At 70.9% G+C, this 13823-nt stretch carries 12 protein-coding genes; 3 read left to right on the top strand and 9 right to left on the bottom strand.

Going from position 1 to position 13823, the window contains the following annotated elements; genetic code table 11:
* Window positions 1–14: 14 nt before the first annotated feature.
* The 3 genes from amrS to J5V16_RS20075 all read right to left on the bottom strand — a co-directional run bounded on the left by amrS (window position 15) and on the right by J5V16_RS20075 (window position 3404).
* Entirely contained in the window at window positions 15–1196 is a 1182-nt protein-coding gene (gene amrS, locus J5V16_RS20085) for an AmmeMemoRadiSam system radical SAM enzyme (protein WP_208498767.1), read from the bottom strand.
* A gap of 137 nt (window positions 1197–1333) precedes the next feature.
* Complete coding sequence (locus tag J5V16_RS20080; protein WP_208498766.1) at window positions 1334–2428, bottom strand: ABC transporter ATP-binding protein; 1095 nt, start codon at window positions 2426–2428, stop codon at window positions 1334–1336.
* A 229-nt stretch (window positions 2429–2657) separates the two neighbouring features.
* Window positions 2658–3404, bottom strand: coding sequence for a hypothetical protein (locus J5V16_RS20075; RefSeq protein ID WP_208498765.1), 747 nt, complete (start codon window positions 3402–3404; stop codon window positions 2658–2660).
* Window positions 3405–3451: 47 nt separating this feature from the next.
* Here J5V16_RS20075 and J5V16_RS20070 point away from each other — a divergent pair, with 47 nt between their 5' ends.
* Window positions 3452–4516: a UDP-N-acetylmuramate dehydrogenase gene (locus J5V16_RS20070; RefSeq protein ID WP_307793025.1), complete on the top strand. Its 1065-nt coding sequence runs from the start codon at window positions 3452–3454 to the stop codon at window positions 4514–4516.
* A gap of 57 nt (window positions 4517–4573) precedes the next feature.
* Here the strand turns inward: J5V16_RS20070 and hemB are convergent, their stop codons facing one another.
* The 6 genes from hemB to J5V16_RS20040 all read right to left on the bottom strand — a co-directional run bounded on the left by hemB (window position 4574) and on the right by J5V16_RS20040 (window position 10897).
* Complete coding sequence (gene hemB, locus J5V16_RS20065) at window positions 4574–5560, bottom strand: porphobilinogen synthase (RefSeq protein ID WP_208498764.1); 987 nt, start codon at window positions 5558–5560, stop codon at window positions 4574–4576.
* A 31-nt stretch (window positions 5561–5591) separates the two neighbouring features.
* The gene (locus tag J5V16_RS20060) at window positions 5592–7172 is read right to left on the bottom strand and encodes a bifunctional uroporphyrinogen-III C-methyltransferase/uroporphyrinogen-III synthase (protein ID WP_208498763.1); all 1581 of its coding nucleotides are present in this window, start codon (window positions 7170–7172) and stop codon (window positions 5592–5594) included.
* A 33-nt stretch (window positions 7173–7205) separates the two neighbouring features.
* Window positions 7206–8147 carry a hydroxymethylbilane synthase gene (gene hemC, locus J5V16_RS20055; protein WP_208498762.1) on the bottom strand — a complete coding sequence of 314 codons (942 nt, stop codon included), beginning with the start codon at window positions 8145–8147 and terminating at the stop codon, window positions 7206–7208.
* 14 nt (window positions 8148–8161) lie between these two features.
* A complete protein-coding gene (locus J5V16_RS20050) occupies window positions 8162–9568 on the bottom strand; it encodes a glutamyl-tRNA reductase (RefSeq protein WP_208498761.1) in 1407 nt (468 codons plus the stop codon).
* 30 nt (window positions 9569–9598) lie between these two features.
* Complete coding sequence (locus J5V16_RS20045; RefSeq protein ID WP_208498760.1) at window positions 9599–10321, bottom strand: redox-sensing transcriptional repressor Rex; 723 nt, start codon at window positions 10319–10321, stop codon at window positions 9599–9601.
* A gap of 327 nt (window positions 10322–10648) precedes the next feature.
* Entirely contained in the window at window positions 10649–10897 is a 249-nt protein-coding gene (locus J5V16_RS20040) for a glutaredoxin family protein (protein ID WP_208498759.1), read from the bottom strand.
* Window positions 10898–11309: 412 nt separating this feature from the next.
* On the opposite strand from J5V16_RS20040, the gene J5V16_RS20035 reads away from it, so the two are divergent.
* Both J5V16_RS20035 and J5V16_RS20030 read left to right on the top strand, forming a co-directional pair.
* Window positions 11310–12104: an ECF subfamily RNA polymerase sigma factor, BldN family gene (locus J5V16_RS20035; RefSeq protein WP_208498758.1), complete on the top strand. Its 795-nt coding sequence runs from the start codon at window positions 11310–11312 to the stop codon at window positions 12102–12104.
* Window positions 12105–12423: 319 nt separating this feature from the next.
* Window positions 12424–13599: a DUF5667 domain-containing protein gene (locus tag J5V16_RS20030; RefSeq protein WP_208498757.1), complete on the top strand. Its 1176-nt coding sequence runs from the start codon at window positions 12424–12426 to the stop codon at window positions 13597–13599.
* Window positions 13600–13823 lie beyond the last annotated feature (224 nt).

Below are 13823 nucleotides of genomic sequence, written 5' to 3'. Positions count from 1 at the left end.
TCCGGTGGTGGTTCCTATGGTCGGTGCGGCTCTGGTCGGTGAGCCTGTGCGTGGTCTGGTGCCGGTGCTCGTCTGTTGGACGGCGGGGCCAGGCGGATCGGTTGCCGCTTGGGACCCCAGTCTCCCGCCGGTCCCTCGAAAACTCCGGGAACGGACGCGCCGCAACCGTTGCAGTGTCCGCTATCCGACACTGCATACCGGTCAATTCGGTACCAATCACGCATTATGAGGGCTTCGCCACAGCTCGAGCAGGTCGTGGTCTGGCCTTCGGGGTCGTGCACGTTGCCGGTGTAGACATGCCGGAGCCCCGCGTCGTGCGCGATCCGCCGGGCCCGGCGGAGTGTCGCGACCGGAGTCGGCGGCACGTCGCGCATCTTGAAGTCCGGGTGGAACGCGGTGAAGTGCAGCGGCACATCGGGGCCGAGGTGTGCCGCGATCCAGTCGCATTCGGCCGCGATCTCCTCGTCCGAGTCGTTGTGGCCGGGGATCAGCAGCGTGGTGATCTCGGTCCACACGTCCGTCCCGTGCACCAGGTATTCGAGTGTATCGAGGACAGTCCTCAGTGAAGCGAACGCGATCTTGCGGTAGAACTCCTCGGTGAACGCCTTGAGGTCGATGTTCGCGGCGTCCATGTGCGCGTAGAGCTCTCGGCGCGCTTCGGGTCTGATGTACCCCGCCGAGACGGCCACGGCCTTGAGGCCGGCGTCGCGGGCCGCGTCCGCGCAGTCGGCCGCGTATTCGAGGAACACCGTAGGGTCATTGTAGGTGAACGCGATCGACCTGCAGCCCAGGCGCTTCGCGGTCGTGGCCAGCGTCTCGGGCTCGGCCTCCGATGCGAGCGTGTCGATCTCGCGGGACTTGGAGATGTCCCAGTTCTGGCAGAAACGGCAGGCCAGGTTGCAGCCGGCGGTGCCGAAGGAGAGCACGGGCGTGCCGGGCAGGAAGTGGTTGAGAGGCTTCTTCTCGATCGGGTCGATGCAGAACCCCGAGGAGCGCCCGTACGAGGTGAGGACGATCTCGTCGCCGTGTCGGGCACGCACGAAGCACAGGCCGCGCTGGCCGTCGCGCAGGCGGCAGGCCCGCGGGCAGACGGTGCACTCGAGGCGGCCGTCGTCGAGGGCGCGGTGGAAACCGGTGCCGACGGTGAACTCGTCTGCGCCTTCGACCCGTGGCCTACGGGGAGTGAGGGTGGCCATACCCACCACCGTAGCGCCCGCGTTGTTGCCGCTGTGTTGCGGCATCGACACGAAGCGCTTGCATGTGGAAAGGGGCCGCGCTGACGCGCGGCCCCTTCAGGTACTGCTGCGATCGGGCCGTTACAGGCCCTTTCACGTTAGTTCAGGCGCTCACCGGTGGTGGCGTGGAAGACGTGCTCGTGGCCCGGCTCCGGCACGACGTACACGGTCTCGGCGAGACGCGGGACGTTGGCCGACTCGGTGCGCACGACGAACCGCTCCGAGGAGCCGTTGTACGCGGCGTGGCCGTACACGTAGGCCTCCGAGCCCAGCTCCTCGACGAGGTCGACCTCGATCGGGATGCCGCCGGAGGACTCCGAGCCGAGCTTGCAGTGCTCGGGGCGGATGCCGATGGTGACCTGCTTGTCGCCGCCGTCCTGGGTCGCGGCGTCGCGGACCTCGCGCGAGAGCGGGAGGGTCACGTCGCCGAAGAGGCCGCCGGCCTCGGTCAGGGACACGGTCTTGAGGTTCATCGACGGGGAGCCGATGAAGCCCGCGACGAAGGTGTTGCCCGGCTTGTCGTACAGGGTGCGCGGGGTGTCGCACTGCTGCAGCAGGCCGTCCTTCATGACCGCGATGCGGTGGCCCATCGTCAACGCCTCGACCTGGTCGTGGGTGACGTAGACGGTGGTGATGCCGAGGCGCTTCTGGAGCGAGGCGATCTGCGAACGGGTCTGGACGCGGAGCTTGGCGTCGAGGTTCGACAGCGGCTCGTCCATGAGGAACACCTGGGGCTCGCGCACGATCGCGCGGCCCATGGCGACGCGCTGGCGCTGGCCGCCGGAGAGGGCCTTCGGCTTGCGGCCGAGGTAGTCGGTGAGGTCGAGGAGCTTCGCGGCCTCTTCCACGCGCTGCTTGATCTCGGCCTTCGGCATGCGGCGCAGCTTGAGGGCGAACGCCATGTTGTCGAAGACGGACATGTGCGGGTAGAGCGCGTAGTTCTGGAAGACCATCGCGATGTCGCGGGACTTCGGGGGGAGGTTCGACACGTCGGTGTCGTTGATGAAGATCGAGCCTTCGTCGACCTCTTCGAGGCCGGCGAGCATCCGGAGGGAGGTGGACTTGCCGCAGCCGGAGGGGCCGACGAGGACGAGGAATTCGCCGTCCTGGATCTCGATGTCGAGCTTGTCGACGGCGGGCTTGTCGGTGCCCGGGTAGATGCGCGTAGCACCCGCGTACGTCACTGTTGCCATGATGTTCTGTCCCTTTCACTGGCAGGTACGTGCCAGACGATCCGTGGTAAAAGGCGGTTGTAGCCATCACAGAGCAGGACTTCGCCGGGGCGGCGCGACCCTGCGCTGCGACACGAACGCGTGATGCGCAGCACCGTGCGGTCGTGTGGTGAGCCTAGCCGCGCGGGAATGCCTTTGCCAAGTCGCTGCCGAACGTTTGTCCGGTTTCCCGCGAAGGTTTACCGAAACGTTATTCCACTCGCAGGGCCTGCAGCAGCCGCTCGTCCCCGGCCACATCGCAGATCCCGAACGGCAGCCGGCCCCACAGCGCCAGCGCGATGTCCGAAGCCGAGCCCGCGGCGCGGGCCTGCAATTCCGTGCGGGAGTCGGGCTGGTCGAGGAGGGCGACGCGGCCGCCGCGCAGGCGCACGAACCAGGTCGCATCGGCGTCCTGGGCGAACAGCTGCACGAGGCCGGTGGCTTCGGGGTGGGTGCCGCGGCGGGCGCCGACGGGCAGAAACGCCTCGAACACCTCGCTGATCGCCTCGGAGGCGAGGGCGGCGGGGACGGGCGCGGTCGCGCCCGCGGCCATCTGCACGTCCCAGCGGGCGAGGCCGGTGGCGACGGCGACGCGCCGGTGCCAGAACTCGGCGCGCCATTCGACGGGCGCCCACGTCCAGGCCGGCGAGTCGGGTCCGCGGGACTCGACGGCGTCGAGGACGGCGGCGAGGGCCTGGTCGAAGACGTCGAGTACGGCGGTGCCGGCGGCGGTCACGGGCGGTGGCTGGGGGAGGTCGTCGTCGTGGTGGGGAGGGGTGAAGAGGGCTTCGACGGCCCAGCGGTACTCGCGGGCGAGTTCGAGGAGGATGCCGGCGACGGTGGTGTCGGGGCGGGAGGGCGCGATGCGGTCGAGGACGTCGGGTCCGCACGCCGAGCGCAGGCCCGCGGCCTCGGTCTTCAACTCGGTGAGGTAGTCGGTGATGCGCAGCTTAGCCATGGTGACCGCCGTTCCTCGTAGCCTGCGTAAAGCTTAGGCTTTCCGGTGTGACACACGCCAGTCCGACACCGCGCGAGCAGGCCGCCGACAGCCGCATTCCGGGCAAATCACTCAGCGAGTACACGACGCTGAGGATAGGGGGTCCTGCCAGGGAACTGATCGAGGCGGCCTCCTCGGAGGAGGCCGTGGAGGTGCTGCGCGGCGCGCAGGGGCCGACCCTGGTGCTCGGCGGCGGCTCGAACGTCGTCATCGGCGACGCGGGCTTCGACGGCACCGTGGTGGTGCTGCGCGGCGGCGGCGTGGAGGAGGCCGGCGACGGGCTGGTCCGGGTCCAGGCCGGGCACGTGTGGGACGAGTTCGTCGCGTGGACCGTCGCCCACGGCTGCTCGGGCGTGGAGTGCCTGAGCGGCATCCCCGGTTCGGCCGGTGCGACGCCGATCCAGAACGTGGGCGCGTACGGCCAGGAGGTCGCGAACACCATCGAGGCGGTGCGGGTCTGGGACCGCGAGGCCGACGAGATCCGCGACTGGACCCCGGCCGAATGCGCGTTCGCCTACCGCCACAGCGTCTTCAAGCACTCGGACCGGTACCTGGTGCTGAGCGTCGACTTCCGGCTCGAGCGGGCCGAGACGTCCCAGCCGATCGCGTACGCGGAGCTGGCGAAGCGCCTCGAGGTGGAGGTGGGCGACCGGGCGCCGCTCGGCCTCGTCCGCGATGCGGTGCTGGAGCTGCGGCGCGGCAAGGGCATGGTCCTCGACGAGCACGACCACGACACCTGGAGCGCCGGCTCGTTCTTCACCAACCCGATCATCGGCGCGCACGTCTACCACGAGCTGGCCGACAAGGCCGGAGGCGAACCCCCGCACTGGAAGACGGCCGACGGCAAGGTCAAGGTCTCGGCCGCGTGGCTCATCGGCGCCGCGGGCTTCGAGAAGGGCTACCGGAGAGGGAACGTCGGCCTCTCCACGAAACACACCCTGGCGCTCACCAACCGGGGCGGCGCCACCGCGGCCGAACTCCTCGCGCTCGCAACGGCAGTCGCCGACAAGGTGGAAGCGGACTTCGGCGTCCGCCTGCACCCCGAACCGGTCACCGTCAACGCCGACTTCTGAACGCGCGCAAGGAAACACGAACCGAGGCGCGCTCGAAGCGGCCGGGGGTGCGGGCTCCTAGCGGAGGAGGGCCGCCGCCTCCATCGCCGCGTAGGTGGCGATGATGCCGGCTCCGGCCCGCTTGATGCTGGTCAGGGACTCCATGATGGCCGCCTCGCGGTTGATCCAGCCGCGCTCGGCCGCCGCCACGATCTGGGCGTATTCACCGCTGATGTGGTACGCGGCCACGGGGACCGGGCTCCGGTCGGCGACGGTGCGCAGGATGTCGAGGTACGGCAGGGCCGGCTTGACCATGACGATGTCGGCGCCCTGCTCGAGGTCGAGCTCGAGCTCGTGGATCGCCTCGGCCGCGTTCGCGGGATCCTGCTGGTAGGTGCGGCGGTCGCCCTGGAGCTGCGACTCGACGGCCTCGCGGAACGGTCCGTAGAACGCGCTGGCGTACTTCACCGCGTAGGCGAGCAGGCCCGTGTCGGTGTGGCCCGCGGCGTCCAATGCCGCACGCACGTAACCGATCTGGCCGTCCATCATCCCCGACGCGCCGAGCAGGTCCGCGCCCGATTCGGCCAGCGCCAGGCCCATCTCGCCGTAGCGGACGAGGGTCGCGTCGTTGTCCACGGAGCCGTCGGGGCGCAGGACGCCGCAGTGGCCGTGGTCGGTGAGTTCGTCGAGGCAGAGGTCGGGGATGACGACGAGGTCGTCGCCGATCTCCTCCTTGATCGCCCGCGTGGTGACGTTGAGGATGCCGTTCGGATCGGTGGCGGCCGAACCGATCGCGTCGCGCACCAGCGGGACCGCGAACGGCATGATCCCGCCGAGTCCGGCGCGGGCGGCGTCGACCGCGAGCTTGCGGACCGAGTCCACCGAGTGCTGGTACACGCCGGGCATGGTGGCGATCTCGACCGGTTCGGTCAGGCCCTCTTTGACGAAGACGGGCAGCACGAGGTCGGACGGGTGGACGCGCGTCTCGGCCGTGAGACGGCGAAGGGCCGCAGTGCGTCGCAGCCTCCGAGGGCGGATGACCGGGAACTCAGGACTGTTCGGCACTGCGACCACTTCTTCCTTAAATCGTCGTCTCTCAACGGAACCGCAGGGCGGTCGGGCCCTGGATCTTCTGGCCCCGCCGGGTCTTGATCGGGCCTTCGGCCAGGCGCTGCTTGAGCTCCATGGCGTACTCCGCGAGGGCCTCGATGAGGTCCGGGACGGAGGCGTTGTCGGGCTTGGCGTCGACGCGCAGGCCGAACTCGGTCGCGGTGTCCGCGGTGGCCGGGCCGATGCAGGCGACGACGGTGCGCTGGTGCGGCTTGCCGGCGATGCCGACGAGGTTGCGCACGGTGGAGGACGAGGTGAACAGGACCGCGTCGAAGCCGCCGGACTTGATGGCGTCGCGGATGTCCGCGGCGGGCGGCGAGGCGCGCACGGTGCGGTAGGCGGTGACGTCGTCGACCTCCCAGCCGCGCTCGGTCAGGCCCGACACGAGGGTCTCGGTGGCGATGTCCGCGCGCGGGAGGAGGACCCGGCCGACCATGTCGAGGATCGGGTCGTGCGGCGGGAAGACCTCGAGGAGGCCTTCGGAGGACTGCTGGCCGGTGGGGATGAGCTCGGGCTCGATGCCGAACTCGCGCACCGCGTCCGCGGTGGCCTCGCCGATGCAGGCGATGCGCAGGCCGCCGAACGCGCGGGCGTCGAGGCCGTGCTCCTTGAACTTCTCCCAGATGGCCTTCACGGAGTTCTGGCTGGTGAAGACGATCCAGGCGTAGCGGCCGTCGACGAGGCCCTTGATGGCCCGCTCCATCTGGGCGGGGGTGCGGGGCGGTTCGACGGCGATGGTCGGGACCTCGCACGGGATGGCGCCGTAGGCGCGCAGGCGCTCGGACATGATGCCGGCCTGCTCCTTGGTGCGGGGGATGAGGACCTTCCAGCCGTAGAGCGGGCGGCCCTCCCACCAGGCGAGCTCGTGGCGGTCGTCGACGCCGGGGCCGATGGTGAGCACGACCTGGCCGGCGTAGCCGAGCGCGGCCTCCACGAACGTGTCCACAGAGGACGTGGTGGTGTACTCGGTCTCGCCGGTCGCGTCGCCGGTGACGGCCACGGCGGTCTCGCCGGAGACGCCGCCCGCGAGCAGGATGTCGCGCAGGGACGACAGGTCGGAGACGTCGGCGGTGACGGTGAGGCTGCCGCGCTTGATCGCGTCGGCGATCATGAGCGGCTCGATGGAGGCGATGTCGTCGATGTCGATGACCGTGCGGATCTCCCCGGGCGGCATGCCCGCGTACACGGCGACGGCCTGCGCGTGGCTCATGCCCGGGATGACCTCGAAGCGGGCCTGCTCGGCGCTGGCGGCCTTGATCTCGGCCTTGGCGAGCCGGTTCGGGTACGCGTCGCCGACGATGAGGCGGGCGATGTTCTCGCCCTCGCGCGCGGCGGCGGCCATGAGCTTGCCCTGGTCGCTCGGGGAGGACTCGATGAGCTTGATCCGGGAGTCGTCCCCGTTGAGCTCCTTGGCGGTCTCGATGAGCGACTGCGGGAGGGACCGGTCGTAGTAGACCCGGTCGGCCTCGCGGATCGCGTCGAGGGCGCGCTTGGTCAGCAGTCCCGGGTCGCCTGGGCCGGTCCCGACGAAACGCACGCGGCCCACCGGCTTACGGGCACTGGTCATGTTCTCTCCATCAACAGTCGTCTAGAGCTGGGTCTACTTCAATAGTTGCTCGGCACCGGCCGCGAGGAGGTCCTCGGCCAGCGCTCGCCCCACGGCGGCGGCCCGGGCGGCCAGGTCGGCGGCGCCCGCATCGCCAGTGTCGGGGAGAGCGGCGGTGGTCGAGAGCCGCTCGATGACGGAGCCGTCCTCGGCACCGACGGCCCCCCGCAGATACAGGTCGACCTCGTCTGGCGAGGCGCCTTCGGCGACATCGGCGAGTGCGGCGACGGGTGCGCTGCATCCGGCTTCGAGTCGTTGGAGAAGGGCGCGCTCGGCGGCGACGGCGGCCTGTGCGTACCGGTCGTTGAGCTTACTTGAGATCCGCGCAGATGTCATGTCGGCTTTGCGGCATTCGACCGCCAATGCCCCTTGTGCCGGGGCGGGAAGCATCACTAGCGGGTCCAGGTATTCCGTGATCTCCGCCTGCCTCCCGATGCGCTTGATGCCCGCGGCAGCGAGGATCACCCCATCGAGGTCGTCGTGGATGCGGGCGATGCGGGTGTCGATGTTCCCGCGGATCGGCACGCATTCGAAGCCGCGGCCCATGGCGTTGAGCTGCGCGATGCGCCGGGGCGAGCCGGTGCCGATCTTCGCGCCGGGGCCCAGGTCGGCGAGGGTGCGGCCGCCGGAGGCGACGAGCACGTCGCGCGGGTCCTCGCGCGGGGGCACCGCGATGACGAGGTGCTCGGGCTGGGCCGTCGGCAGGTCCTTGTAGGAGTGGACGGCGATGTCGATGTCCTCGCGCTCGAGCGCCTCGCGCAGCTGGTTGACGAAGACGCCGACGCCGAGCTGGGCGACCGGCACCGTCGTGCCGTCCCCTGTGGTCTTGATCTCGACGAGTTCGACCTGCTCCCCCGAGAGGCGCGCTATCTCGTCCGCGATCATCCCGCTCTGCGCGAGCGCGAGCTTCGATCCCCTGGTCCCTACTCGGATCACAGGTCTTTCCCTTCCTAAGGCCGGCGCGGCGAAGACGCTCCGGGCGGCTTTGGGGCAGTGCCGAGGGTGCCGTCGGCGCCGAGCGGATCGGTCGCGACGGGGTTGATCTTGAGGGCGTCGGCGAGGTCGCCGGTCTGCGGTTCGGCGACGGCGGCCGGGTCGAGCGCGAACAGGTCGCGCAGGGCGCGGGCGTAGTCGGGCGCGCCGGGCTGCCCGGCGAGCTCGCGCACGCGCACGGTGGGCTCGTGCAGGAGCCGCTGGACCACGCGGTGGACGGTGCGGGCGACTTCGGCGCGCTGGTCGTCGGTGAAGTCGCCGCGGCGGGCGACGCGGGCGAGCTCGGCGTCGACGATGTCGGCGGCCGCGGCGCGCAGGGCGGCCACGGTCGGGGTGACGGCGTCGGCGCGCAGCGCCTCGTTGTAGGCCGCGATCTCCTCGGCGAGCAGCGCCTCGACCTCGGCGAGCGTGTCGGCGGCGGCGCCGGCCGCGTCCGCGCGCTGGATCTCGGCGATGTCGACGACGTGCACGTGCTCGAGGCGGGAGACCGCTTCGGCGACGTCCTTGGGCAGGGCCAGGTCGCACACGACGAGCGGCGCGGTGCGCCCGGCGAGGTGCTCGGCGCGCAGCACCGGCTCGGGCGAGGCGGTCGCGCACACGAGCAGGTCCACTTGCGCGGCAAGGGAGGTCAGGTCGTCGTAGTCGGCGGCCTCGGCGTCCCAGACGGCGGCGAGGCGCTCGGCCTTCTCGCGGTCGCGGTTGGCGACCTTGAGGGACTTGACGCCCGAGCGGGCGAGGGTCGCCGTGGCGAGGCTGCCCATGGCGCCGGCGCCGACGACGGCGGCGCGGGCCTGGGCGAGGCCGACGAACCCGGACCGGACGAGCGAGCGCTCGGCGAGCTCGAGGGCGGCGGTGACGACCGAGGGCGCGGCGGCGTCCACGTCGGTCTCGGCGTGGATCCGCTTCCCGACGCGCAGGGCCTGCTGGAACAGCTCGTGCAGGTGGCGGCCGACCTGGTCGGCCTCGCGGGCGGTGTCGTAGGCGTCGCGCAGCTGGCCGAGGATCTGCGGCTCGCCGGCGACCATCGAGTCGAGCCCGGCGGCGACGCGGAAGGCGTGGGCGGCGGCGTCGGCGCCGTGGCGCACGTACCCGCAGGAGGCGAAGTCCAGGTCGGCGTCCGCTTCGCCGAGGCCCCACACGCGGTGGAGCTCGTCGACGATCGCGGACAGGCCCCCGTGGAACGTGGCGGCGGTGGCGTACACCTCGACCCGGTTGCAGGTCGAGAGCACCACGGCCTCGCGGACCTCGCCGCCGCGCAGGAGCGCGCGCGAGAGGTCGGCGGCGGCCTCGGGGCCCACCGCGAGCCGTTCCAGGGTCTCCACCGCGGCACTGCGGTGCGAGATGCCCACTACCAGGAGGTTCACTTCACCGTTCCCGTCTCTCGGCCGTTTCCGTCACATCGCTGCGTTCGCCTGGCCGATGGTCTTGTGGTGTTCGTGGAAGGAGAGGATCTGCAGCTCGACGGCCAGGTCGACCTTGCGGACCGCCACGCCCTGCGGCACGGCGAGGACGCACGGCGCGAAGTTGAGAATGCTTGTGACACCAGCATCTACGAGGAGGTCGGCCACGTGTTGGGCGGCCGCGCCCGGTGTGGCGATGACCCCTATGTTGATGCCTTCGTCACGTACCGCGCCGGCGAGGAGCGCGACGTCGCGCACCTGGATCCCGTCCAAGTCCTTCCCAATGATGCCCGGGTCGGCGTCGAAGAGGCCAACGATGTCGAACCCCCGTTCGGAGAATCCCGGGTACCGGGCCAGCGCCTGGCCCAGGTGGCCCAGGCCGATGATGGCCACGCGGGAGTCTTTCGTGAGTCCGAGCACACCCGCGATGTAGGCGGCGAGGGCGGCCACGTTGTAGCCGACGCCGCGCATCCCGGAGGCCCCGAGCTGGGAGAGGTCCTTGCGGAGCATCGCCGAGTTCACGCCGGTGGCGGCCGCGAGGGTCTCGGAGGAGACGGTTTCGACGCCGGACTCGCCCAGGGAGCTCAGCGCCCGCAGGTACTCGGGCAGGCGCCTGACCGTCGCCGCCGGGAGGTCGGCGGCCGTGGCCGCGGGAGCGGCGCTCGGTTCAGGCCCGGCCGCGCCTCCCGCACCTGTGCCTTCGCCGGTGGTCGTCAATGGTGGAACTCCAGGTCCGCTAGTTCCTTCGCGCGCCGTTCACCGGCGCGCAACCCAGCTTAGGAGGTGGGTGGTGCGGGAGCTCGCAGAGGCGGCGCTAACTCGGACCGGGCCGCTGACCGGGGGCGGGCGGCGGGGCGTCCGGCGGCGGGGCCGGGCGCGACTCGGCGGCTCGCGGGACCGGTGCGGTACACCCCCGTATCACTGGGCGAAGCCCAGCTGTACCGAGACCCGGTGTCTCCCGTCGAGCCGCCGTCCGGAACGATTTTGCCCTAAAAAGCCGCGGATGCCCGCAAATCACAGTTTTTCGGCGCGTCGTCCCCGGGATCACGAATTCGAAGAAGCCTCGAGATCGCGTTTGAGGCGCGGGACGTCCACGTCCCAGTAGGAGTGCTCGCGCCCGTCGAGCAGCACCACGGGCAGGCGGTCCCCGTATTCGCGTGCCAACGCAGCGTCGTCGGCGACGTCGATCTCGGCCCACTCGGCGCCCGTCTCGCGGGCCACGCGGTCGAGGTCGGCCCGCGCCGCGCCGCACAGATGGCAATCCCTTGTAGTCAGCAGCGTCAGTCTGTTCACCCTGCTCCATCCCCGGAACGCAAGATCGCACAAGTTGTGCGACACCCTCCGTCATTCCTCGATCACTATTGAGCCAGAACCGGTCCGCGCACGCGGACCTCCAAACATTTGGGGAGGTAATGGTGGGATTCCGCCCCCGCGAAGAAGGGTACGTCGGTGCGCCGGGCGAACGCCGACATCACCCGTCGCCAAGCCGTCACCGAACGCGACACGCCGAACGCAAATACGCGTCGGCGGCCCTCCTGATTTCTAGACTCAGGCGGGTCAGTCCCTGCGGGACCCGATCGCATGACTCGGCCCGACCCCTCACACGAGGAGGCCACTAGTGCCCGGTATTGCACCAGCAATGTCTGTGCCCATGTATGGCTCGCAAGCTTCGCCAAGGTCGCCCTACGCGAACCGCAACACCGCGATGCTCAACGCAGATTTCGCCCCTTACCTCAACGGCAGCGCCCTCGTCGAGGCGCTGACGCGGCTGCCCGCCCCGACCTTCGAGCGGCTCCGGCAGGCCGTCTGGACGGTCCTCAGCCTCGACACCGGCACCGCCGAGCAGCGCCACGTGCGCTCCGGCAGCGGCGCCGGCGCGGGCGGCGCCACCGAGGCCGCCGGGCCCGACCAGCACGACCCGAGCACCGACCAGGTGGACGGCGACGAGGTCGCCGACCTGGTGGCGCGGGCGCAGGACGGCGACCCGAACGCGTTCGGCGAGATCTACGACCGCTACAGCGAGACCGTCTACCGCTACATCTACTTCCGCGTGAACAACGCCCAGCTGGCCGAGGACCTCGCCTCCGAGACCTTCCTGCGCGCGCTGCGGCGCATCTCCAGCTTCAGCTGGCAGGGCCGGGCCTTCGGGGCCTGGCTGGTGACGATCGCGCGGAACCTGGTCGTCGACCACTTCAAGTCGGGCCGCTACCGGCTCGAGATCGTCAAACCCGACGTCCTGGGGTCCGACTCCCCCGAGACCGACCCGACCACCTCGCCCGAGACCGCCGCGCTGGAGAAGCTGACCAACGCCACCCTCCTCACCGCGGTCAAGAAGCTCAACCCCGACCAGCAGGAATGCATCGTCCTGCGGTTCCTCCAGGGGTTCACCGTCGCCGAGACCGCCCGCACCATGGGCAAGAACGAAGGCGCGGTCAAGGCCCTCCAGTACCGGGCCGTGCGCACCCTCGCGCGGCTGCTGCCGGACGGCTTCCGAGGCTGAAGCAGGCGTTTCCGATCCCTTCTCCACCGCTTTCCCTTCCACCGACGGCTCAGGCTGCTGTCGGAAACACGACAAAAACCCGTCTCCGCGGGGATCGACCCGCGAACCCGTCATCAGCGATCCGCCCGGCACCGCCGGGCCGGACCGACACTGCCAGGTCAGGGCCGTTCACCGGCCCTCTGCCGCCGTGCAACCGCGCCGCGAGGCGGACAAAGTGGTCCGCGTCGCAAGGTGCCCGGCGAACCGTAACCTCAGGGGCTACTCGTGCGTTGTTCTCAGTACAGGAGCAGGATCCATGCAGTGAGAGGGGGTGTGCCCGGTGACTTTGAACCCTATGGAGCGCCGCCGCGCGGAGGAATTCGCACGGCTGCTTGACTCCGAGGACCCCGCCCTCCCTCACCAGCGCCGCAACGCTGACACACCGGACGCGTCAACAGAAGCGTTCGCCGAACTCGTCGGCGTCACCGAACGGCTCGGCGGCCTCGGCCACCAGCTCATGGCCGCGAGTCGGCCGTCGCAGCACTGGCAGGACGCGACCAGGCGGCGGCTCATGGCCGTCGCCGCGGAAGAGGGCATCGGCGTCACCGCGCGGGCCCGCGCCAGCGCCGCCGTGCCCGAGACCAAGCGCGCCCCGGTGCACGACGACATGTTCCCGCGCCGCCCGCGCGGCGGGCGGCGGCTCGCGATCGTCGCGGCCCTGCTCACCGGCACGGTCGCCGTCTCCGGGGTCTCCGCGGCCTCGGGCGACGCGCTGCCGGGCGAGACGCTGTACGGCGTCAAACGCTCCACCGAGAAGGCGCAGCTCGCGTTGGCGGGCAACGACCTCGGGCGGGCGCAGCTGTATCTGGAGTTCGCGCGCACGCGCATCCAGGAGGCCGCCGAGGTCGTCGGCGACGACGCCGCGGTCGCGAGCGCGCTCGGCGACGCCGCCGGGGAGCTGCGCAGCGGCACGTCGCTGCTGGGCGAGATCGCCGTGGAGCACGGGGACCCCGCGCCGCTCGACTACGTGGACCTGTTCACGAACGAGTACCGCTGGGTGCTCGAGGACCTGGTGGCCGAGCTCGACGGCGAGGCCCTGACCGCGGGCGAGGAACTCGTCGCGGTGCTCGAGGCCGCCGCGGTCCGCTCGGTGGAGCTGCGCGGCGCGCTCGACTGCACCGAGGCGGGCGGCGAGACCGACGAGCTCGGTCCGGTCCCCGGCAGCTGCGCCAAGGACGCCGTCGACGCGACCGCCCCGGTCGAACCGGGCGGCAGCGACGGCGCCGAGACCGGTGCATCCGAGACCGGCGGCGGCGAGGCCACCGGTGAAGCCGACGGCGCCTCCGCGCCCGCGACCGGCGGCGAGACCGCCGCCGGCGCCGAGGAGCCGGCGACGGACCCGGCCACGGGCGGCGCGACCGACCCGGCGACCACCGGCGAGCCGACCGGCCAGACCGAGGACGAGGACGTCCTCGGCGAGCTGACGGGGATCATCTCGGACCTCTTCGGGGAATGACAAGGCGCCCTTCGGGGTACGCCTCACACGGCCGATGTCGGCCGAGCAGGAATGCGGCCTCGGCGAAAGCCTGCTGAGCCGTATACATGCAAGGTGTGGAGTAACGGGCCGGGAAGCCGAGTGGTTTCCCGGCCCGCCGCATATGGTGCTGTAGGCCGAATACCACCGCTGACCCCCACCCGCCCCGCGGACCGCAGGTCCATGAGGGCGCGGGGGTACGACAG

This window comes from Glycomyces niveus (assembly GCF_017592475.1).
Lineage (GTDB): Bacteria > Actinomycetota > Actinomycetes > Mycobacteriales > Micromonosporaceae > Glycomyces > Glycomyces niveus.
Note: the sequence above shows the minus strand (reverse complement) of the source record. Positions and strands in the feature narration are given on the sequence as shown.

Bases quoted from the DNA above. Each gene is read 5' to 3' on its own strand.
- J5V16_RS20060 (WP_208498763.1), bottom strand. From the start codon at position 7,172: ATGACCAGTGCCCGTAAGCCGGTGGGCCGCGTGCGTTTCGTCGGGACC.
- J5V16_RS20075 (WP_208498765.1), bottom strand. From the start codon at position 3,404: ATGGCTAAGCTGCGCATCACCGACTACCTCACCGAGTTGAAGACCGAG.
- J5V16_RS20080 (WP_208498766.1), bottom strand. From the start codon at position 2,428: ATGGCAACAGTGACGTACGCGGGTGCTACGCGCATCTACCCGGGCACC.
- amrS (WP_208498767.1), bottom strand. From the start codon at position 1,196: ATGGCCACCCTCACTCCCCGTAGGCCACGGGTCGAAGGCGCAGACGAG.
- J5V16_RS20035 (WP_208498758.1), top strand. From the start codon at position 11,310: ATGCTCAACGCAGATTTCGCCCCTTACCTCAACGGCAGCGCCCTCGTC.